This is a genomic window from Niallia sp. FSL K6-0212, from assembly GCF_038007605.1.
Classification (GTDB): domain Bacteria; phylum Bacillota; class Bacilli; order Bacillales; family Cytobacillaceae; genus Niallia; species Niallia circulans.
The window spans coordinates 1,859,963-1,880,394 of sequence record NZ_JBBOXL010000001.1 but is presented as its reverse complement, the minus strand read 5'-3'; the positions used below and the strand labels follow the sequence as shown (position 1 = coordinate 1,880,394).

Below are 20,432 nucleotides of genomic sequence, written 5' to 3'. Positions count from 1 at the left end.
AATCTCCTCATTCCTCCTTTCGTACTCCATCCGTTTTAGATGGAGGAAACCTTAATAAAATCTCTACTATATTAGAAAGAAGTGTTTTACAAAATGGAAACCCAAAAATATTCAAAACGAAACTTAGGAATCATGTGGTTCGCTAACTTTTTTATAAGTGCCTGCATGACTATGGTTCTCCCATTTTTATCGCTTTATATTGAATCATTTGGTCAATATTCACCTGAATTTGTGCAGCATTGGTCGGGGCTTTGTTTCTCTGTGACCTTTGTAGCAGCTTTCTTGTTTTCACCGATATGGGGAAAAATTGGCGATAAATTTGGGAGAAAAACGATTCTTATCATTTTAGCAATCGGCTTAGGCATTTCCATCTTTCTGATGAGTTTTGCCAATTCTGTATGGGAAGTCTTTATTCTTCGTTTTTTCACGGGATTTTTCACAGGATTTATCCCAATGTCACAAGCATTTATCTCCACTCAAACTCCCAAAAAAACTGCTGGTAAGGTATTAGGAACCTTACAGACAGGAAGTATTACTGGCGCATTGATTGGTCCGTTACTTGGAGGAGTATTAGCAGATAGTTTCGGCTATGCGGCAACTTTCCGATTTACTTCTCTTGCTATCTTTATATCTGCAATTCTAGTATTTACAACAAAAGAGTTTGTCCTGCCTGCTCAAAAGGGCACGAAAAGCAGCTATACAAGCAGAGAGGTATTAGCCTATATTCTAAAAAACCCTGTATTCATTACCGTTCTGCTTATCTCAGCCTTTATACAAATTGCCCATTTCAGCATCCAGCCTATTCTGTCTTTATATGTCAGTAAATTGCATGGTCCAGAGAATATTGCGTTTTTCGCTGGTCTAGCTTTCTCAGCTGCAGGTTTAGGAAATTTACTAATGGCACGGAAATGGGGAGAAATGGGAGATCGATCTGGTCACCTTAAAGTACTTGTTATTCTCTTGTTTATTGCCGGAATTATCTATTTCCCGGGAGGATTTGTTAATCAATACTGGCAATTGCTGATTATCCGCTTTATTCTCGGTGTAGCAATCGGAGGCATGGTTCCTGTACGTATTGCTTATATTCGACAAGAAGTACCTATTGCTATGCAAGGAGAAGTAATGGGATATGAAACAAGTCTTCGTTTTCTCGGTAATATAATCGGTCCTGCACTTGGTGGACTAATTGCAGGTAACTTTGGGTTCTCTATGGTATTCTTTTCAACTAGTATTCTCTTATTAGCAAGCGGTATTTTCCTATTTTTAATGATGCACCGCCATCCTAAACTAGCTAAACATTCGATTTCTTAACGATTTAACGGCTGTGTAAATACTAACGATTTTTCCATTTTATGATGTATAATAAAATGGAAAAATACTTGTCATCATAAGGAGGATAACTATGGCTAAATCAAAGGCAAGAAAGAAACGCGACAAAGTGCTGCGTGAACATGGTTTTGATACAACGATGCGCAGAGGATCTTGGGGCAGCATTGTACCAATCACGAAAATAACAAAAACAAAGAAAGAACGCATGACACGAAATGAAAAGAAATATAAACAAAACCATTCTTCTAGATATGATGAGAATGGTTTTTATTTTTTGCCAATGATTTTTGGATTTAATATTCTTCTTTGACATATTTCCTGCAAATTTCAATAAAATTCTCCACCATTGCGGAGCGCTTTTCGTTTTTTCTCGTACATATTGCTATTTTATTTGTCACCCTAATATCCTTTACAAATACTCTTGCTAACTTCTTATTCTTTACATAATCTCTTATCACTATTGACGATACAAAATTAACACCATACCCCGTTAAAACAGAATGAATGGCTTCATTTATGCCATTAAATTGTAGAGCAATTTTGGGTGGAGGAACTTGATATATTTGACATAAAGAGAATAATCTTTCCCTCGTAGAACTCCCCTTTTCCCTCATTATAAAAGGTTCTTTCACAATCTCGGATAAAGTGACCTGCTTATTTGCCAATCGATGATTTGCTGATACAACAAACCATATTTCATCTTCAACTATTTCCTCAGCCAATATATTGTCATGAAAATGCTCCATCCATCCTCCCGCATACATTGCAATGTCTGCCTTGTAATGAATTAATTGATCAAATGCTGCATGCGAATTACTAGTAGTCAAATTAAATTCAATCTCTTCATTCTCAGCTTTAAAAACTGCAGCACAAGCAGGAATGACAAAATTTGCTGGCAAATAAGTTGCCGCAACAGAAAGCCTGCCTTTTCTGGACAAATAATAATCTTCTACAAAATCATCCAATTTCTGTTCATAAGAAAATAATATTTCTGCTTGTTCTGCCAATAATGATCCAAACTCTGTAAGTTTAAATTTCCTTCCATCTTTTATAAACAATGGAATACCTATTTCTTTCTCAAACTGCTTTATTTGACTAGAAACAGCTGGTTGACTAATTCTTAATAATTCTGCCGCCTTTGTAAAACTCCTATCTCTTGCAACATGATAAAACAATCTTAATCCGTGAATATTCATCCTACCCCAACCTTACATAATTATTTCTTATATAACTATAAAATATATATATTTTATTAATACGTTATGGAAGCATATACTAAAATTATAAAGAACAAGGAGATGATTAAGGTGACAGAAAATCAAGTTTGGAATGCAGTTGATCACTATTTAATTAATAGGTTACAACCACACAACACCAAAATGAAAAAATTACTTCAGAATAATAGAGATAATAATCTTCCAGAGATTGACGTAAGTCCTACTCAAGGTAAAATGCTTTGGATGCTTGCTAAAATGATGGGGGCGCACAGAATACTTGAAATAGGTACACTAGGAGGATATAGTACCACTTGGCTAGCAATGGCTCTTCCTGAAGATGGTAAAGTAATAACATTAGAAAATAATAATAATCATATTAAGGTAGCTAAAGAAAACTTTCAACTATCCGGTCTCGAGAAAAAAATCACCATTATGGAAGACAACGCTCTTACTTCTTTATCAGAGCTCCTAAAAAATAATATGGATGAATTCGATTTTATATTTATTGACGCTGACAAACCTAATAATCCCCTATACATTGATTACGCCATTAAATTAGCAAGAAAGGGAGCCGTGATTGTTGCTGACAATATTGTTCGTAACGGAGATATAGTAGCTGAAAACAGTCAAGATGAAAAAGTACTAGGAATCCGACGCTTTATCGATATCCTTTCCAAAGACTCCCGAGTAGAGTCAGTTGGAATACAAACTGTTGGGTTAAAAGGCTATGATGGTTTCATCCTTAGCTATGTAAAATAAAGTGAAACTTCTATCAGTGATGGTTTTCCTCCTCCCCCACTAATGGTTAGTTGAACCAATCAGACCTTTACAGGCAGTTAGTTGACTCCTACCTATCTTCCTCTTGAGGAGGGAGTCTTCCTGTCCGTTAAGAGTGGAATAATCAGGAATATCCCTCCCTATTATCCCCATACAATAAGACATTGCCTAAACCTTTACGTCCTTATATAATATATGCAATTACTAATTTGCGATAAAGGGGATTGACCGTGGAAAGTATTAAAGTAGCAGAACAAGAACAACACACACTCTCCTATTTAGATGGAGTGAAAGACTGTATTCCAACCTTACTTGGTTATATCAGCATTGGCCTCGCAATGGGAGTAGTCGGTGTATCATCCGGCTTATCTATCCTGCATGTTTTCCTGCTTGCTACATTTGTTTATGCAGGGGCTTCCCAGTTTATTATTTGTGCAATGATTGCAGCTGCAAGTCCCATCAGCGCAATTATACTTACAACATTTATTGTAAATTTGCGTCACTTATTGTTAAGTTCCGCTCTAGCACCTAAATTCACCCAATATTCTATACAGAAAAACATTGGTATTGGCAGTCTTGTAACAGATGAATCATTTGGAGTAGCGATTACCAAGATTGCTAGAAAAGAGCCAGTTAATGATCGATGGATGAACGGACTAAATCTGACTGCCTACCTTGTTTGGATTGCAGCTTGTACTGTCGGAGGATATATCGGAGGGTGGTTTCCCGATCCTGAACAATTCGGATTAGATTATGCCTTGCCAGCTATGTTTATTGCATTGCTGATTATCCAGCTGCAAACAATTGAACCTACTAAACTAAAACACTATTTATTGTTAATCACATTGATGATTATCTGCATGCTTTTCTTCTCTACTTTTTTATCAAGTAGCTTAAGTGTCATTATATCAACAATCATTGTTGCTACAATTGGGGTGGTGACAGATAAATGATGAGCAATATGAGCTTTTTTCTTTTATTAATCGGCTGTACTATCGTAACCTTTATTCCAAGAGTAATTCCATTTTTAGTGGCGCGCAATTTCACGATTTCAGCACCTGTCGAAAAGTGGCTTTCCTACCTTCCAGTATGCATTTTTACTGGCTTAATTGTAGAAAGTCTTATAGGAACCACCGAAAGCAATAGTATTAGCATTAACTGGGAAGCGCTTCTTGCGACGATTCCTACGATAATTGTTGCTTTTCTTAGTAAAAGTTTATTAACTACTGTATTATTCGGAGTTGTGTGTATGGCTGTTGTGAGATTGGTATTGTAGCTATTATGTAAAAAGCTTCTTTTAGTTTATAAAAGAGGCTTTTTATTATGATGAATGCTTTTTTCTTCTGGCTCCTTCCTTATCAGCTTTCATCATTTTATGAACATCACTTTTTCGGTTTTCCTCCGCCTTATAAACAATATTCACCACTTAATAAAATGGATAACTTTAACAAAAATATCCATAACCTTACAAGAAACCATGGAAATCCATAAAAATTAACAAATTTATTGTACTTTCGTTTCCTTTCTATGAAGTTTATAATAAAATATTGGTTATATTATTGATATAATCATACTAAGATCGTTTGGATATTTTCGATAGAGACGAATGGCTAAGCTAAATATTTTATTCTAAAAGTATTCATACATATTAGAAAGGTGGCTATAATCTTGGAGATGGGCTCTAATTTTATAAAAAACATCATGAAAGAAGATTTAGAAACTGGGAAGCATGATACGGTTATCACGCGTTTTCCGCCAGAACCAAATGGATATCTGCATATTGGTCATGCAAAGTCAATTTTTATTAACTTTGGACTAGCAGATGAATTTGGAGGTAAGACAAACTTACGCTTCGACGATACAAACCCTTTAAAAGAGGACATTGAATATGTAAACTCTATTAAGGAAGATGTAGAATGGCTCGGATATGAATGGGAAAATTTATTATTTGCATCTGACTATTTCGAGGAAATGTACAACCGTGCAGTCTTATTAATAAAAAAAGGGCTCGCTTATGTTGATGATTTATCAGCCGATGAAATTCGCGAATATCGCGGAACGTTAACAGAGCCAGGAAAAGAAAGTCCTTATCGTAATCGCACAGTGGAAGAAAATCTTCAATTATTTGAGGCAATGCGCAATGGCGAATTCGGTAATGGCGAGAAGGTTCTTCGTGCAAAAATTGATATGGCTTCGCCTAATATTAACTTAAGGGATCCTGTTATTTATCGTATTGCCCATGCTACTCACCACAATACAGGCGATAAATGGTGTATTTATCCAATGTACGCATTCGCTCATCCAATAGAGGATGCAATTGAGGGCGTAACACACTCACTTTGTACAACAGAATTCGAAGATCAACGTCCTCTATATGATTGGGTTGTTCGCGAATGTGAGATGGAAAGCACGCCACAACAAATCGAATTTGGCCGTTTAAATATTACGAATACCGTAATGAGCAAACGTAAATTAAAGCTTCTTGTGGACGAAAACTATGTGGATGGCTGGGATGATCCACGCATGCCTACCATTTCTGGCTTAAGAAGAAAAGGAGTTACCCCTGAAGCAATCCGTAATTTCTGTATGGAATTAGGAATTTCAAAAGGCTCTGGTGCAGTGGACTCTGCCATGCTTGATCACTTTGTACGGGAAGATTTAAAATTAAAAGCACCTCGTACGATGGGTGTTCTAAATCCGTTAAAAGTAGTTATTACTAACTATCCGGAAGGTCAAGTAGAAATGCTAGAAGCGGAAAACAATCCAGAAAATCCGGAGATGGGCACTAGACAAATTCCATTCTCTCGTGAAATTTATATTGAACAAGAAGACTTTATGGAGAATCCTCCAAAAAAATATTTCCGCTTGTTCCCTGGTAATGAAGTGCGTTTGAAGCATGCTTACTTTATTAAGTGCGAAGAAGTAATTAAAGATGAAGAAGGCAATGTAATCGAGCTTCATTGTACGTATGATAAAGAAACAAAAAGTGGAAGTGGGTTTACTGGTAGAAAAGTAAAAGGAACATTGCATTGGGTAGAAGCATCTCAAGCTATCCCTGCGGAGTTTCGTTTATTTGAACCGCTAATTACCGATGAAGATGAGGAAATGGAAGAAGGAAAAACGTTCTTAGATTATGTAAATCCAAATTCTCTCGAAGTCATTCAAGGCTTTATTGAGCCAAATATGAAGGATGTTAAGCCACAAGATAAATTCCAATTTTTCCGCCACGGATATTTCAATGTGGATCCTAAATATACCACTTCAGAAAAGCCGGTATTTAATCGCATCGTTTCCTTGAAAAGCTCCTTTAAACTTTAAGCAATAGAATAAAGGGAGGAGAATAATCGATAAGTCGACTATTCTCCTCCCTTTTTATATGGCTTACGTCCATGTTGTTGCTGGCTTGGTAGTATTGGCAAGCCAGTCATACTGCAAGAGGCGTAGTTCGAATAACTTCAATGGGTCATGGAACAATTCTGGATTATTCTTTAATCGGTCTAATAAATTCTTATATTCTACGATATCTTTTGATTTTTCCTCAGCAAATTGCTCTAATGTCCTTTTTGGACGGACAAAGAACATTTTAATATCATTTTCCAATCCCTTTTCATAGAAATCAAAATGCTGCAATACTGCTGTCGAAACAGATGCTGCCACATCAGAAAAATCCTCTGTTTCCAGATACTTTTGATATCTTGATTGAAGCATTTTGTTATTTTGCTGAATTGCACCAAGCAGCTTCCCAGCACTCTTCAAAAATACTTGGGATGCATTAAAACGATTGAAAATATTTAATGGTTCGATGCGAAGTCCGCTTGATAACCGGCGTGCATCTCTTTTCCAATCTTCTATAATCACAAAATCACAAGATAGCTCTATTGGATGCTCCTTGTAAATTCCATTGAAGCCTTTGCTTAGCTCATTAAGGAATAGTTGGCCATCCTCTAATTGTTTATGAGCTGCTTGAATCCATTCTTCAATACTTCGATGAATTTTCGGCGATAATGTTTCATTTAAGTACTCATTTACTCGTTTATTCATCTCTTTATTTAGAGAGATATGCATTTTACTATAATCACTATCTTCTTTTATAATATCCTTACATCCTTTTAAAATAGCTGGAATTTCCTTTTTAATTGCTTCTTGCGTTTCTATTTTGATTTCATCAAACTGCTTTGTTATTAACTCACTTTTAGAGGCTTCCATATCAATTAGTTGATTTTTAGCTCCAGTCAGCTTGCTGACCATTTCCTCATAAAGCTGGAGTGATGCTTTTAAACTATCTTCCATATCCAATCGTTTATCCAATAGATTAGTAATTAAATCTTGAATGATAGAAATACAGCTTTGCAATCGTTCTTCATTCATCTTTCTAGCTGCAAAATGGTGGTAATAATAACGGCTAATTTCATCTAGCTGAGCTTCTCTCTCCTCTTGCTTGGAATAAATAAAGATTTTGCTATCTGGAAAATAATGCTGAATTGCAGACATCGCCTTTTGTAAACGCTTGGATGCTACTTTTTCATTATCTAAATCATCGATATAAATTAAAAATTGCAGTGTTAAAAATGGCGATTTTTCCTTCCATTGCTTTAATTGTTCATATTCCGTATAAGAAAAAACAGATCGCTCATTAATAACAAATAAGAGACTGTCAGCAAGCATAGCATAATCTGCGTAAGATGCATCTTCTACAAAAGGAGCAGTAGTAACCGTCCATCTATTTTGGTTTAAATAATGAGAAGGAGTATCTAACTGGAACACTCTCGGACTCTCCTGTTGAACAAGCAATTCTTCATAAAAATTCGTGAGTGTATCAATTAATTTTAAGCCAGAATTGGTTACTTCGTTTATTTCTAGATAGTCATTATCCTTTATCGTTAAAATCGCATTTATATCTTCTGCTAAAACAGTCTCTCCTACTAGCTCATTAATATAGGCATTTACACCGCTGCCAGCAGATCCTACCATTAATAACTGATAATGATTCGATGGAAGAAAATCGTGTACCTTTTGGGCAAACTTCTTATCTAATGGAATATCATGCTTATCTGCCCACTCGATAATAGATTCAAATAAGTTCATAAATTGCTGGAATGATATATTTGTTTCTGTTGTTTCATTAATAACCATCTCTGCTTTTGATACAACAGATTGATCCATCGAATGTTTAAACATTTCATTCCAAGCTAAAACTGCCGATGCTGCCGATACAGTCTGTTGTCCAATTGAAGATAAGAAGTAATTGGATAAAAGAGCCGGAACAATTTCTTCCACTTCCTTAATCGAATAACTGCCATCAATTAAAAGAGCGTACGCACCTTCCAAAATATGCGCCAATCCTTCTTCTCCTTCGCAAGGAACAGGTTCATAAATGCTATTAAATACCGTTACCCATGTTAGATAATAGGCTGTGTCTTCATAGTTTTTCCATAATGATATAGATAATCTCTCAAAAGTAGCAAAGTCTAACTCTTGAAGATTTTTTAAGCTTTCTATAAAGTATGCAGGCTCAAACTGCTGAATCACTCCTAAGTTGCTATAATGAATTAATGCTTCATACCATTTTAATCCATCTGTTCTTTTTCCTTCCTTAACAGCAAGCTCTACTGCCTTTTCCCAATTTTGCTGTTCTTCATAATATGATTTTGCGATAGTTGGTATATTCGCATAGTCTGGATTAGTAAGAACTAGATTATTAATAATCCCCAATGCCATTTCATGATTCCCTTTTTGGAAATATAAAGAAAATAGTTGCAAAGATATTTCTGTTTGTAAAAGCTCTGAATCTGTCACAACAGATTTATAAAAACTTTCCGCTGTTGAATATTCCTCTAATTCCAAGTATGCATCTGCTAGATTCTTCTTTGCCCATGGCTCTAATTCATTACTAATATTCTCCCATTTAAAAATTGCCGCTTCATAGTCATGGTACTGAAAATATAATTCACCTTGTGCGAAACGGATGGAGGTTAGATCTGGAACATTCTTTCTTTGTTCCGCTATATATAATTGGCCTAAAACTTCAATTGGCGACTCGTCTCTATCCTGTAAGTATCCTTCATAATACGTTTTTTCAATTAGTTTTTTTTCTAATGTCATAACTTCCCCCTGCTATTCATTTAGAGTGGTTTTTTATCATTCTAAATAATATATTTATGCTCATCCGTCATCATTATGTCTTATGTAGGCTATCCTTCATTGTAGCAAATCAGATTATTTCATGGATTTCGAAACCGATTCAATCTCTTTACAATATAATAACAGGCTAAGTAATCGTTCTGAATGGTTGGGTATTTCTTCGTGATATAAGCGAAAGCGCAGTATATTCCCTCTTTAAATCTAGGTACTATTATATTTAAGATTACTGATTCTTCTCCTCATCCTCTAGTGTCCATCGTACCTTTCTTCCCTGTTTTTTATTTATCCTCTCCGTCTTTTTACCTAGTTCACTTTCTCCTTTAACAGAGTGGGGATTATTCCAGGATAATAGCAATAGACCCTTAGATTTTAAAGGAACATACTCTTTGGAAAATAACCGCTATTCATCCTTCCTATTCTTTCCATCTATCCTGAGTAGAAGCTACAACTCCCCAATCAAATAAGAAATTATTCCCTGGAAACTAACTTATGGAAATGAAAGGGGGTTTTTCAAAACATCATGGAGGTTGTCGTTGATTATGAGAATTACACGAATAAATCATACTTAACGAGAAAAAAAGAGTCCGAGCGTCCCTCTGCTAATGTTGATGATTTTTTTATATTGTTCCAAATGGAATGGGCAAGAGCTATGCAGAACGAAAAAGACAGTATTAGTATGCCAATACGATGGTATGGCAGGTGAGTAATCTCTTAGAAGTTTAAGGAATAAGCAAAAATTGCTTAAGAAAAAGGAAGAATAGATCGTGGAAAAATGTTCGAATTAGCACAAAATCAACACTAAAAAACAGTAAGTAGATAAACATTTAATCTACTTACTGTAATCCCGAAACTACAAACTACACCGCAGCTGTAGAAATAAACTCTTTATATCTTTTATTCATCTCACTCATTCTTTCATGGGAACCTTCACATACAATTTCTCCATCTTCAATGAATAATACATTGTCACCTGGTTTTACTTCTTCTAGGTTATGAGTTACTTTAATCACTGTCTTATCTTTAGTAAGTTTGTTTATTGATTCCAATACTAAATTTCTAGATTCTATATCTAAGTTTGAGGTAGGTTCGTCCAATAAAATTATATCCGGGTTCTTCAAAAATAGCCTAGCTATATTTAATCTTTGTTTTTCTCCCCCTGATAATTTGTCGCCACTCTCCCCTATATTTGTATTAAGTTTGTCCTTCTGTCTATCAACAAACTCTTGTAAATTCGCATACCTTAAAGCCTCTCTTATTTTTGATTCATCAATTTGGTCTTCATCAAGACCATATAGCAAATTATCTAAAATGGTACCGCTAATTAAGGAGGAACCTTGGCTTACTATCCCAATGTTTTTTCGAAGTTCATATGTGTTCAAATGACTGATATTGATATTGTCTATTGTTATGGAACCACTTTCTGGATGATAAAACTTCTCCAATAGGTTAATTAAAGTTGTTTTCCCAGATCCTGAAGGACCAACAATCGTTAGAGACTCCCCTCGTTTAATAGTAAAGCTGATATCACTAAGCATAGGTTTATCTTTGTACCCAAAAGTAATTTGATTAAAGGATAATTCATGTAGAAATTTATACTCTGTATTACCAGTGTATTCAACTTCGTTATTATTCATTATATTATTTAAACTTTTAATTGCACCATTAGCTTTATGGTACTCTCCAATAAATCCACTAATGGAACTCATTGGGGTCATCATTTGAAAGGCATAGATTACAAACGCAATTAATGTACTTATAGTTAATGTTCCTACTGAGATTCTATATGCCCCATATCCTACCACTATTAATAAGCCTAGAATAAGTAAAAAATTCACTAAAGGAGCTACTATAGCAAAAATTTTACTTTCATATAAGTTAGCATTGTATAGTCTATCAATACACTTAAACATTAATGATTTTTCCTGTTTTTCAGCTGTTGAAGCCTTCACCATCTTTATATTTTTAAAAGTCTCTTGCGTTTTTGAAATAAAAACAGAAGTTTCTTTTTGTTGTCTATCCCCAGTATTCTCCATTCTCCTCATCAGAGGAAATATAATCCCAAATATAAATGGAGCAATTATTAGTACCACAACCGTTAGTTTCCAATCGAGGATAATTGTTAATGCTAATCCACCAAGTATCATTATAATTCCCGTAACTAATTTAGGGATGTGATATGTGATTAAATCTTTAACAATTTCTGTATCATTTACGATTCTACTTGATAATTCTCCGCTGTGGTAATCATCAAAAAAATCAACTTTAAAATAAATAACCTTATTGTAGATATTTTTTTGTAAATCGCGAATTACCATGTTACCAAATTTAGATATTATGTACTGATTAACGGCTTCAATTATAGATTTTATTACTAAGAATAAAACTAAACCTCCAACCATCCAAAGGCTTATCTCATTCATTGAAAATTCATCAACAATATCCTTTACCAAAAGTGGGAAAAATAAAGTTGCTGCTGTAAATAAAATAGATGCAATTATAATTGTGACCAAAAGTAATTTCTTCTTTGTATCATTAATTGCTAATAGGAGCATTTTATACGCATTCAATTAAGATTCACCTCATTAATTAAGACAATAAAGCTTGATTGACCAAACTTTATTGTCTTTTACAGAAATCATTTACTAGTCTTAACAGAAGAACCAGCTTGCGTTGCTGCTTCCTTTACATTGAATACTTGCTAGGGACTTTGCTTTTAGTTGTACATCTTTTGATATAACTTCTTTTTGTAAAGATAACACCTTGTTCATTTCTCATTCCTTCTTTCTTAATAGTTTTTTTAAGAATTAACAGAAGAACCAGCTTGCGTGACTACTTCCTTTACATTGAATGCTTTTAGAGGATTTTGCTTTTAGTTGTACATCTTTTGATACCGCTTCTTTTTGTAAAGATAATACCTTGTTCATTTCTCATTCCTTCTTTCTTAATAGTATTTTTAAGAATTAACAGAAGAACCAGCTTGCATGACTACTTCCTTTACATTGAACGCTTTTAGAGGATTTTGCTTTTAGTTGTACATCTTTTGATATAGCTTCTTTTTGTAAAGATAATACTTTGTTCATTTCTCATTCCTTCTTTCTTAATAGTATTTTGTAGAATTAGCAGAAGAACCAGCTTGCGTTGCTGCTTCCTTTACATTGAATACTTGCAAGTGATTTCGCTTTTAATTGAACTTCTTTTGATACAGCTTCTTTTTGTAATGACAATACTTTGTTCATTTTTCATCCCTTCTTTCTTAATAGTTTTTTTAAGAATTAACAGAAGAACCAGCTTGCGTGACTACTTCCTTTGCATTGAATGCTTTTAGAGGATTTTGCTTTTAGTTGTACATCTTTTGATACCGCTTCTTTTTGTAAAGATAATACCTTGTTCATTTCTCATTCCTTCTTTCTTAATAGTATTTTGTAGAATTAACAGAAGAACCAGCTTGCGTTGCTACTTCCTTTACATTGAATACTCGCAAGTGATTTTGCTTTTAGTTGTACGTCTTTTGATACAGCTTGTTTTTGCAAAGATAACACTTTGTTCATTTCCCATTCCTTCTTTCTTAATAGTATTTTTTAAGAATTAACAAAAGAACCAGCTAGTATTACTTGATGGAGAACAGCCTAAACTCACAGATGACTTTAATACATCTCCATTTTTCCGTTCTTTCTTACCTATTTTTTGTAAACCAAGAACGTTTTTCATTTTTATCACCTCCTATAATAAATAATTTTGCTCATCATCTTTGAATCCTTTTATTTACATAAAATGATATATTTTACATCACGAGAGTCAATTAATTACCAGAGAAGGATAGTTCTACCTTCCTTTGCGAATTTTCCCCTATTAAGATCGAAGAATTAAATACCTTTTCTAAGTTGAGTATTGGTAACCAGGAGTAGTTTCTATTCTCTAAAATATCGTTTATTACTAACAGTAGGCCAGCAGAACCAGACATAATATCGCCAGAAAGTCTAAAGCATGAATCCCCAGGAACAAATATACAGTCATCATTCTCTAATAAATGTAGATTAAGGGTAAATAAAGCTGAGCTGACTAAACTGTTTTTATTGGTATATAGCTCTAGGAGATTTGCAATAGCTAAAATACCAGTGGTTCCCTGAAATAATCCAGCGTTATAAAAACATTTACTTTTCGAAATTTTGCAAATTCCATCAATTTCCTTATCCCATTTCTTTATGTCTGCATTCAGCTCTAATTCAATTATAGGAATAGCCAGTCCACTTCCTCCACCAGCGAGATATGGTAAAATCCTAAAATCATCATCTATATGATACAAGCCATCGTCATCAAATACCCCTAATTTCAAGTCCTTTTCTAATGCCTTTTCTGATAATTCCAGCCACTTTTGATCCTTTGTTTTTTTATATAATGCAGTAAAATACAGGGAAACTCCTGACCAACTTGTCATGACTCCCTTATCAACCACGTCGTAATCAAAAGTAATGATAGGTGCATTAGAATTTAATTTATCTATTAATATCTCTCCAATAGAGAGACAAATATCTAGATATCTAGGATTATCATATTCGTAGCTAAGTCCTAAGTATGCCAACCCAATCCCACTTAAACCTGCTGCAAGAGAAATATCTTCCATGTTTTTAATATCAATGTCTGAATCAAATAGGGCTTTTGCCTTTTCTTGATAACCTAATTCCCATAAAACTGCAGCAATTCCCATTTTTCCAGTAAATAAGCCATTTTCTAAATGAAGTAATTGATTGATTTCTTGTTTTTCAATCCAATCTTTTACTGTTTGATTTATTCCACCGGTTCTATGTAAAGCCATTGCCGTACCAAAGCCGCCGGTCAATACATTTATTATTCCTGCTTCCATTTCATATTGACGAATATCTCCCGGTAAAAGTCTATCTTCCATTTTAACGTCTTTTAATATGGAATTCCGTAATTTTAATTTTAAGATAGATAAATCAAAATCTTGTTTTAACTGGCCATTTGTACTCAATAACTCGTCCATAGGACGTGATTGATAGAAGTCACACAGCGATTTAACTTTGTCAATTATTTTAGTCGCTTTTTCTCCAAATACAACCTGCACCCATTTACTATGAATGGTATCCAAATTCCAGGAAATATCTTGAACACTTCCAATTGGTACAAATAACTGTTTTGCTATCCTTAGTAATGCAAACCAATCACTTTGTTCTTTATTCATTTCTTGATGGCCTATATAACCAGGAGTCATTAATCCAGAAAGAGAATCATTTGTTGTGCTTGCTGTTTCAAAATCTATTAATCTTACTTTCTCTTCGGGAGTGACTATAACATTTGCAGGCTGTAAATCGCCCATTCCTACATTATGCTCATGAATTTCATGTATAGCCTCAATAAGTTGATTAATAATATTTATACATGCTTCAGTGTAAGACTCATTTTTTAGGGTAGAGCTGAAAGGGTAGTTCTTAACTAGCCACTCAGACAGTGAATCGCCTTCGATATACTCTTCTTCGATGAAATAATGCTCCCACGCACGAAAGGAACTTATTTTTTTAACTGGGAATGTTGTTTTTTCTAATTTATCAAGTATCTCACTTTCGTTTACAATCCTAGAAAATGCATCACGACCTTGTGCATCTACCGCGGCATGAGGCCTTCCCTCTTTTAGAATGACCTTTGTATTGTTTTTTAATTTATTCTCACAGATATATACGCCACCGCCATTACTAAAATGTAGAGCCTCTTTAATATCATAATTTTCAAGGGGTGAATAAGTATCATTTTGATCCATCGCTTTGTCCATGGCTATAATTTCTGGAGGCTCTTCTACAAAGTCAGGCAGATAATAATAAGGAACCCTTTTATCTTCAATAAGTTCACCCTGTAAATTTTCTATAGCATCGACTTTTACTCCATCTATAAATGTAAATCTTGGAGCGAAGGCACCGTATCTAAAATAGACGTTAGAATCATACCATCTTTTATCATTTAGTATATACGGGCCAGGTTTTAAATGAGATAAGCTATTCTCTAGTAAACTTAATAACTCGATAAATTGATTAGTATTTACAGGATATATTGTAATAAACTTTCCTGAAGAACCTCTATCGCCATATTTGGAATCTTTCATTAGTAGCTCTGTAATACTTTTTACGTACTTAAATGATATATTTCTTTCTATCATTAACTTAGATACAATATCTAAAGTTGTTTGCGCCTCTTTCATGTTCGTACTAATATGAATCTTCCAGCCCTGATTAGGTAGTTTAATGTTTCTTTCCAAAACATTTATCCAATGTTCTCCATCAATTACTATGTAGTTATCTGGTGGGCAGTCTAAATGGAGCAATCTTTGATTGTTTTCACTAGCAACATTATAATAATAGCCTTCATTTATGTACTTTATATATCTATTATCCATTAGTTCACCTCATTATAAGCACAAATTAACCAAGTTAATTTGTGCTTAATTTTTTGAATTTCTTATCTAGGAACTACACAGAAAAAAAGGCTTAAACCACTATGTGTTTTGCAGTTAACGCTGACATTTGAACCAATTGGCGGCTCATCGTTCTTTTTATATCTTAAACTTTGCAGAGATAAAACATCCGTTCTAGACATAGTCACACCTCCTTTCTAGTTTTATAATTTATAGGTTTTAATACTTTCTAAGTTGTTCCCTTTTTTATTGGCATGTAGATATAAATTTTCTATGTGTTCCCCCCAATAAGGGCCCCACACTATATCTTTAACACTATTAAAAGATAAACTTGTATTTGAAAATTGGAAGTAATCACGATCTTTTTCTAACAGCCAAGGGCTGCCTGAGCTACCTACTCCCGCTTTTCCTTTTACTCCTAACAAGGATGAATTGTGTATATAGTCCTCAAATGTTATGTTTTCTATTATTTCGATTTTATTTTTCCGGAGAAATTTTTTCTGTATGTAAGGTATTAATGCATGCTGTTTTTTCGAGGTGTTATTAAATATAGGTTTAATTATATTGTCTGTTTCTAAAGGCGGTTCTTTTAAAGTGAGAAAAGCAGTATCATAATCTACTATTCCATTTTGAACCCACTCCTTACTGACGTAGATTTCCTCCACTTCATATTCGTGGTTATCATAAGTTATAAAGGTTATCTCATTCGCATTTGTTTGCTTATACCAATCAAAAACACAATGTGCAGCAGTACAAACTAATGGATATTTCAATCCCATAATTAGTGAAGCATTACTTATAAATTTGTTTTTATTTTGTTTTATTTTCAATATTCCTGTGTTCATTATTTGATTTTCATTCATAGATACTTTAAACATTATTCTTCATTCCTTTGACTGGTATAAAAAAACAATACTACCAAAATATAAGAGATTCAATATTTTATTTTCATAGTAATGTTTTAAGGATAATATCATTCTATATATAATAGTAAATAAGAAATAACTAGACTGAGTCCCAGCAGCACACATTCTAGAACATCTAAAAAACCCGGCTATTACACGCATTTCCCTTTAGAATTACCGTATAAATATCGAGGTTAATCTTAAGCTGGAATACTTCTCATACAAAAAAGGATGTACCTGAAAATAAATTCGGTACATCTTTTTTATATCTATAAAATTATTCTGTTTTTCCTTGTGAATTCTTCCCAAATGCTTTAGTATCAATATTCTCCCTCTCGAGAAACTCTTCTATTTTTTTCTGTTCTCTTCCATTCACTACATCACTTTTTTTATTTATTAAATCAAAGTTTACTGTCGGAATAACTTCTTTCTCTATGTCGTCTGTAAGTTGATTAAGCATTGTATCTATTTCGTAAATAATCTCATTTACACCTGTAATATATCTGCTAATTCTTTCAGACTCCTCTAGATACCCTTCAGGTAATGTATTTTGTGAAATATAATTAGAGAAATTTTCATCATTTTCTTTTGTTAGTCTGTAAATTTGGTCTAATTTCTCCAATTCACTTTTAGTCAATTCCTTTTCTTCATCGATCATTTCTTCAAATGGATAGCTAGCAAGCTGTAATGCTTCATAAGTGTCTAGGTACGTTTTTATACTTGATTTCATTTCCTTTTCATCAATTACACTGTTTTGTTTGTCAGAAGAAAAAATAATACTAGGGATTTCTACATTCTTTGTATCGGGTATTTGGTTTTCAGAGGTGCCAATATTTTCTTCATTTGAACACGCGCTTAATATAAAGAGAAATAGGATACTAAAAAAAATTTTTTTCATAATCCATTTTTCCCCCTTGCTATTGATGCGTTCCATTTTAGATATTTAATAAATAATTTAATAAATGACTTCCCTATATAATACCCTAGGATGGCTAAAATGGCTCCTATAATAACTCCTTTTATAGACTCGAGAATTTCCCCAAGTCCAATGGTAGAACCATCTACAAATCCCATTACGATTAAAATTATGGGAGATAGGATCATTATAGGCACACCAATGACATAAGCCAATATAAATGGCGTTAATAATAACATAAAGAATAAACTCACTATAATAATAATGCAATTCATTAAACTTAAACCCATTATGGACATCATTGCTGTAAGCATACTTCTTATACTTTTCTTTTCTTCGACCTTATTAATCGCATAAACAGCGTTTAATTCCTTAGCGATTTCTTCAGGATTACCTAATTCTTTAGAAATTTCCTCTTCACTTTTATTTTCACTTAATCCCTCCGTAAAATGCATGCTATACTCTTCTAATATATCTTTCTTTTCTTTTTCAGACATAAACTTCAAACTATTTTTGAGTAGTTTCAAAAAATTATTTTTGTTCAAGTTTATCATTCTCCTCGACAAAACGATTTATTGTTAGGAAAAACTCATTCCATTCCATCTTTAAGGATTCAAGTTTAGCTATACCTTCCTTTGTAATTCTGTAGTATTTCCTAAATGGTCCTTCTTTTGATTCTTCATGATATGTCGTGACATACTTTTCTTTAACTAATCTTCTTAAAATCGGATAAACAGTACCTTCCGATATAACAATCTTATTCGAGATCTTCTTTATTAGTGAATAACCGTATTCATCCTCTTTGTTTATTATTATTAAGACTATTAATTCTAGTACACCTTTTTTAAACTGTGCATTCATAATTTATCACCAGCGTTTATAATTTATTTAATACTATCTGTGTATTAAAAGGTACTAAACTTAACACTGTATCCTAATATCAGAATATTAAGAATTAATTATCAGTAATTAATTCCTGGGAATCATATGGATTATAACAGTACTAATATATTTACATAAGGTCATCAAGTATCCGAGAACATTATTTACTATTTGTGTAAAAAAATTGATTTATTTTAAATTTGATGTTACATTGTTATTTAGAGAATAGGAAAATAAATCCAATCCATATAACCTTTTTTCAGAGGTTATTTGTTCCTTACTTTTTTAATTTTCTTTATTCCGTAATAAATAGAAATGTATTTTAGTATTTAAACCACCACCCTTTTATCCTATATTTTCCATTATAAAATGAAACAGGTTTATAAATACCTCGAAAATTATAAAAGGGATAAAAAGCTGCATATTAGGACATTTAGAGTACATAAAAGGGTAATATGTAAAATGGGAAACGCTTAATTGTTTGAATTATCATAAAAAATAGGCTCGAATACTTTCGCTATTTGATTTCTAATTTTTCCAACTTTTATATACTTAATTATAGGAGTGTAAGAAGACATTGATTTTTATTGATTTTATTGGAGCTCTGTTTGAAACAATCCCAATGCTTTTAATAACCCTACAATTATTAAATAAATTTCATTTTAGTAAAATACAAATACTTTATTTATTTTCTATAAGTCTAGGAACAGCCATATTTTTAACACTATCACTAAGTTATCCCTTTATTAAATTGCCTTTAGCTGTAGTAATTCTGGCTATTCTTATATCCAAGCTATATAAAGTGAAATTCACTTTTTCAATATTATCCCTATTATTAAGTATGACTCTTCTACTGATTGTACAATTGATAAATATTATTATTTTTGATCTACTTTTTGCAGGCTCTTCAACATTTAATCAAATACGATTTATCTCTGGATTAGTTAACGGTTCATTATTAACTCTACTATTATTATTTCTAAGAGCATTTAGGAGGAGTCTTATACCTAACCAGGACATTTCTCATGCTAAGACCCCAAAGTTTTGGTGGATTTTCCCCCTATTTGTTGTGTTATTCATGTTAATTGTAATTAAAGTCATTCAAGATGACGGTATATCGATTACCTCTGCTTATTTAATAATTATCTCGAGTATTGCATTTATTTACCTTACAAGGTACTTAGTTTATCTAAACACTATTAAAGCAGAAAAAAAATTATTAACTGAGCAAGAGAAAAGTGCTAAATTTTATCTAAGAAGTATACGAGCACAAAGGCATGACTTTATCTTTCAACTTAACACTATCAATTCTCTAGTCCATCTAAATAGAATAAATGATTTAAAAGCTTATCTGAGTGAACTCACGGAAGAGTTTCAGACAACTTCTGAAACTCTACCTTTACATTACATGTCAATAGCCGGTTTACTTATTCAATACAAACAGATTTTAAAAAAAGACGGTATTAATTTTAATATTTTTATCTCCGATACATTTGAACTCATTCCTATGCCAGTTTATGAATTTAACAATGTTATCGGAAACTTAATTTCTAATGCATATGAATTTATAAAATCAAACGAAACAGCTTCTAGAGAAATAGTCATTAAATTTTACAAAAATCAGTATTTAATAGTCGAAGTGTTAAATGAAGTGAATCCAGAGCTGCTAGATTTGGAAAACATATTTCAAGATGGTTATAGTACAAAAACTACTTATGAAAATGGATTAGGACTAAGCAATATTATGATGACTTTAGAGAGATATAACGGATACATATATCCAGAACTTAATAATCGAACTTTAAGTATGTTTGTCCTCATACCACCTAAAGAAAGGAAATAAT

General features: G+C 33.0%; 24 protein-coding genes. 8 read left to right on the top strand and 16 right to left on the bottom strand.

Going from position 1 to position 20,432, the window contains the following annotated elements:
• Positions 1-93: 93 nt before the first annotated feature.
• Positions 94-1,311: an MFS transporter gene (locus MHH96_RS08865; RefSeq protein WP_047941770.1), complete on the top strand. Its 1,218-nt coding sequence runs from the start codon at positions 94-96 to the stop codon at positions 1,309-1,311.
• Positions 1,312-1,402: 91 nt separating this feature from the next.
• Positions 1,403-1,639 (top strand): hypothetical protein, encoded by a 237-nt coding sequence (locus MHH96_RS08860; protein WP_047941771.1) that lies wholly within the window; start codon positions 1,403-1,405, stop codon positions 1,637-1,639.
• Here the strand turns inward: MHH96_RS08860 and MHH96_RS08855 are convergent.
• Entirely contained in the window at positions 1,623-2,525 is a 903-nt protein-coding gene (locus MHH96_RS08855; RefSeq protein ID WP_047941772.1) for a LysR family transcriptional regulator, read from the bottom strand. The two genes, MHH96_RS08860 and MHH96_RS08855, sit on opposite strands and share 17 nt — an antisense overlap.
• Before the next feature lie 111 nt (positions 2,526-2,636).
• On the opposite strand from MHH96_RS08855, the gene MHH96_RS08850 reads away from it, so the two are divergent.
• The 4 genes from MHH96_RS08850 to MHH96_RS08835 all read left to right on the top strand — a co-directional run bounded on the left by MHH96_RS08850 (position 2,637) and on the right by MHH96_RS08835 (position 6,641).
• Positions 2,637-3,305 (top strand): O-methyltransferase, encoded by a 669-nt coding sequence (locus tag MHH96_RS08850; RefSeq protein ID WP_235844521.1) that lies wholly within the window; start codon positions 2,637-2,639, stop codon positions 3,303-3,305.
• 248 nt (positions 3,306-3,553) lie between these two features.
• Complete coding sequence (locus MHH96_RS08845; RefSeq protein WP_369989013.1) at positions 3,554-4,276, top strand: AzlC family ABC transporter permease; 723 nt, start codon at positions 3,554-3,556, stop codon at positions 4,274-4,276.
• Positions 4,273-4,599 (top strand): AzlD domain-containing protein, encoded by a 327-nt coding sequence (locus tag MHH96_RS08840; RefSeq protein ID WP_047941775.1) that lies wholly within the window; start codon positions 4,273-4,275, stop codon positions 4,597-4,599. The genes MHH96_RS08845 and MHH96_RS08840 overlap by 4 nt, the downstream gene beginning before the upstream one ends.
• Positions 4,600-4,991: 392 nt before the next feature.
• Positions 4,992-6,641 carry a glutamine--tRNA ligase/YqeY domain fusion protein gene (locus MHH96_RS08835; RefSeq protein WP_047941776.1) on the top strand — a complete coding sequence of 550 codons (1,650 nt, stop codon included), beginning with the start codon at positions 4,992-4,994 and terminating at the stop codon, positions 6,639-6,641.
• A gap of 63 nt (positions 6,642-6,704) precedes the next feature.
• On the opposite strand, the gene MHH96_RS08830 is transcribed toward MHH96_RS08835, so the two are convergent.
• Positions 6,705-9,425 carry a tetratricopeptide repeat protein gene (locus MHH96_RS08830; RefSeq protein ID WP_341117101.1) on the bottom strand — a complete coding sequence of 907 codons (2,721 nt, stop codon included), beginning with the start codon at positions 9,423-9,425 and terminating at the stop codon, positions 6,705-6,707.
• A gap of 559 nt (positions 9,426-9,984) precedes the next feature.
• On the opposite strand from MHH96_RS08830, the gene MHH96_RS08825 reads away from it, so the two are divergent.
• The gene (locus MHH96_RS08825; RefSeq protein WP_144545834.1) at positions 9,985-10,167 is read left to right on the top strand and encodes a hypothetical protein; all 183 of its coding nucleotides are present in this window, start codon (positions 9,985-9,987) and stop codon (positions 10,165-10,167) included.
• 154 nt (positions 10,168-10,321) lie between these two features.
• On the opposite strand, the gene MHH96_RS08820 is transcribed toward MHH96_RS08825, so the two are convergent.
• From MHH96_RS08820 to MHH96_RS08755, 14 genes are all read right to left on the bottom strand, one after another.
• Complete coding sequence (locus MHH96_RS08820; RefSeq protein ID WP_095259134.1) at positions 10,322-12,031, bottom strand: ABC transporter ATP-binding protein; 1,710 nt, start codon at positions 12,029-12,031, stop codon at positions 10,322-10,324.
• A gap of 81 nt (positions 12,032-12,112) precedes the next feature.
• On the bottom strand, positions 12,113-12,232 hold the full coding sequence (locus tag MHH96_RS08815) for a class III lanthipeptide (protein WP_201781388.1): 120 nt from the start codon (positions 12,230-12,232) through the stop codon (positions 12,113-12,115).
• Between the two features lie 36 nt (positions 12,233-12,268).
• On the bottom strand, positions 12,269-12,388 hold the full coding sequence (locus MHH96_RS08810) for a class III lanthipeptide (protein ID WP_201781389.1): 120 nt from the start codon (positions 12,386-12,388) through the stop codon (positions 12,269-12,271).
• Positions 12,389-12,424: 36 nt separating this feature from the next.
• Positions 12,425-12,544, bottom strand: coding sequence for a class III lanthipeptide (locus tag MHH96_RS08805; RefSeq protein ID WP_201781390.1), 120 nt, complete (start codon positions 12,542-12,544; stop codon positions 12,425-12,427).
• A 36-nt stretch (positions 12,545-12,580) separates the two neighbouring features.
• Entirely contained in the window at positions 12,581-12,700 is a 120-nt protein-coding gene (locus MHH96_RS08800; protein ID WP_201781391.1) for a class III lanthipeptide, read from the bottom strand.
• A 36-nt stretch (positions 12,701-12,736) separates the two neighbouring features.
• The gene (locus MHH96_RS08795; protein ID WP_201781389.1) at positions 12,737-12,856 is read right to left on the bottom strand and encodes a class III lanthipeptide; all 120 of its coding nucleotides are present in this window, start codon (positions 12,854-12,856) and stop codon (positions 12,737-12,739) included.
• A 36-nt stretch (positions 12,857-12,892) separates the two neighbouring features.
• Positions 12,893-13,012, bottom strand: coding sequence for a class III lanthipeptide (locus tag MHH96_RS08790; RefSeq protein WP_201781392.1), 120 nt, complete (start codon positions 13,010-13,012; stop codon positions 12,893-12,895).
• A gap of 37 nt (positions 13,013-13,049) precedes the next feature.
• On the bottom strand, positions 13,050-13,172 hold the full coding sequence (locus MHH96_RS08785; protein WP_201781393.1) for a class III lanthipeptide: 123 nt from the start codon (positions 13,170-13,172) through the stop codon (positions 13,050-13,052).
• Between the two features lie 91 nt (positions 13,173-13,263).
• Positions 13,264-15,867, bottom strand: coding sequence for a class III lanthionine synthetase LanKC (lanKC, locus tag MHH96_RS08780; protein ID WP_303985093.1), 2,604 nt, complete (start codon positions 15,865-15,867; stop codon positions 13,264-13,266).
• A 62-nt stretch (positions 15,868-15,929) separates the two neighbouring features.
• Positions 15,930-16,067, bottom strand: coding sequence for a class III lanthipeptide (locus MHH96_RS08775; protein ID WP_123258863.1), 138 nt, complete (start codon positions 16,065-16,067; stop codon positions 15,930-15,932).
• 21 nt (positions 16,068-16,088) lie between these two features.
• The gene (locus MHH96_RS08770) at positions 16,089-16,748 is read right to left on the bottom strand and encodes a trypsin-like serine peptidase (protein ID WP_047941828.1); all 660 of its coding nucleotides are present in this window, start codon (positions 16,746-16,748) and stop codon (positions 16,089-16,091) included.
• 319 nt (positions 16,749-17,067) lie between these two features.
• Positions 17,068-17,688 carry an NDxxF motif lipoprotein gene (locus MHH96_RS08765; protein ID WP_047941780.1) on the bottom strand — a complete coding sequence of 207 codons (621 nt, stop codon included), beginning with the start codon at positions 17,686-17,688 and terminating at the stop codon, positions 17,068-17,070.
• Positions 17,685-18,260 carry an HAAS signaling domain-containing protein gene (locus MHH96_RS08760; RefSeq protein ID WP_095259380.1) on the bottom strand — a complete coding sequence of 192 codons (576 nt, stop codon included), beginning with the start codon at positions 18,258-18,260 and terminating at the stop codon, positions 17,685-17,687. The genes MHH96_RS08765 and MHH96_RS08760 overlap by 4 nt, the downstream gene beginning before the upstream one ends.
• Entirely contained in the window at positions 18,238-18,567 is a 330-nt protein-coding gene (locus MHH96_RS08755; protein WP_047941782.1) for a PadR family transcriptional regulator, read from the bottom strand. The genes MHH96_RS08760 and MHH96_RS08755 overlap by 23 nt, the downstream gene beginning before the upstream one ends.
• 598 nt (positions 18,568-19,165) lie before the next feature.
• On the opposite strand from MHH96_RS08755, the gene MHH96_RS08750 reads away from it, so the two are divergent.
• Complete coding sequence (locus MHH96_RS08750) at positions 19,166-20,431, top strand: sensor histidine kinase (RefSeq protein ID WP_047941783.1); 1,266 nt, start codon at positions 19,166-19,168, stop codon at positions 20,429-20,431.
• Position 20,432 lies beyond the last annotated feature (1 nt).

What these genes read in the sequence shown, in the direction of transcription:
- MHH96_RS08865 (WP_047941770.1), top strand. Translation starts at nt 94, where the DNA reads ATGGAAACCCAAAAATATTCAAAACGAAACTTAGGAATCATGTGGTTC.
- MHH96_RS08860 (WP_047941771.1), top strand. Translation starts at nt 1,403, where the DNA reads ATGGCTAAATCAAAGGCAAGAAAGAAACGCGACAAAGTGCTGCGTGAA.
- MHH96_RS08855 (WP_047941772.1), bottom strand. Translation starts at nt 2,525, where the DNA reads ATGAATATTCACGGATTAAGATTGTTTTATCATGTTGCAAGAGATAGG.
- MHH96_RS08840 (WP_047941775.1), top strand. Translation starts at nt 4,273, where the DNA reads ATGATGAGCAATATGAGCTTTTTTCTTTTATTAATCGGCTGTACTATC.
- MHH96_RS08830 (WP_341117101.1), bottom strand. Translation starts at nt 9,425, where the DNA reads ATGACATTAGAAAAAAAACTAATTGAAAAAACGTATTATGAAGGATAC.
- MHH96_RS08825 (WP_144545834.1), top strand. Translation starts at nt 9,985, where the DNA reads ATGGAGGTTGTCGTTGATTATGAGAATTACACGAATAAATCATACTTA.
- MHH96_RS08815 (WP_201781388.1), bottom strand. Translation starts at nt 12,232, where the DNA reads ATGAACAAGGTGTTATCTTTACAAAAAGAAGTTATATCAAAAGATGTA.
- MHH96_RS08810 (WP_201781389.1), bottom strand. Translation starts at nt 12,388, where the DNA reads ATGAACAAGGTATTATCTTTACAAAAAGAAGCGGTATCAAAAGATGTA.
- MHH96_RS08805 (WP_201781390.1), bottom strand. Translation starts at nt 12,544, where the DNA reads ATGAACAAAGTATTATCTTTACAAAAAGAAGCTATATCAAAAGATGTA.
- MHH96_RS08800 (WP_201781391.1), bottom strand. Translation starts at nt 12,700, where the DNA reads ATGAACAAAGTATTGTCATTACAAAAAGAAGCTGTATCAAAAGAAGTT.
- MHH96_RS08795 (WP_201781389.1), bottom strand. Translation starts at nt 12,856, where the DNA reads ATGAACAAGGTATTATCTTTACAAAAAGAAGCGGTATCAAAAGATGTA.
- MHH96_RS08790 (WP_201781392.1), bottom strand. Translation starts at nt 13,012, where the DNA reads ATGAACAAAGTGTTATCTTTGCAAAAACAAGCTGTATCAAAAGACGTA.
- MHH96_RS08785 (WP_201781393.1), bottom strand. Translation starts at nt 13,172, where the DNA reads ATGAAAAACGTTCTTGGTTTACAAAAAATAGGTAAGAAAGAACGGAAA.
- lanKC (WP_303985093.1), bottom strand. Translation starts at nt 15,867, where the DNA reads ATGGATAATAGATATATAAAGTACATAAATGAAGGCTATTATTATAAT.
- MHH96_RS08775 (WP_123258863.1), bottom strand. Translation starts at nt 16,067, where the DNA reads ATGTCTAGAACGGATGTTTTATCTCTGCAAAGTTTAAGATATAAAAAG.
- MHH96_RS08770 (WP_047941828.1), bottom strand. Translation starts at nt 16,748, where the DNA reads ATGAATGAAAATCAAATAATGAACACAGGAATATTGAAAATAAAACAA.
- MHH96_RS08765 (WP_047941780.1), bottom strand. Translation starts at nt 17,688, where the DNA reads ATGAAAAAAATTTTTTTTAGTATCCTATTTCTCTTTATATTAAGCGCG.
- MHH96_RS08760 (WP_095259380.1), bottom strand. Translation starts at nt 18,260, where the DNA reads ATGATAAACTTGAACAAAAATAATTTTTTGAAACTACTCAAAAATAGT.
- MHH96_RS08755 (WP_047941782.1), bottom strand. Translation starts at nt 18,567, where the DNA reads ATGAATGCACAGTTTAAAAAAGGTGTACTAGAATTAATAGTCTTAATA.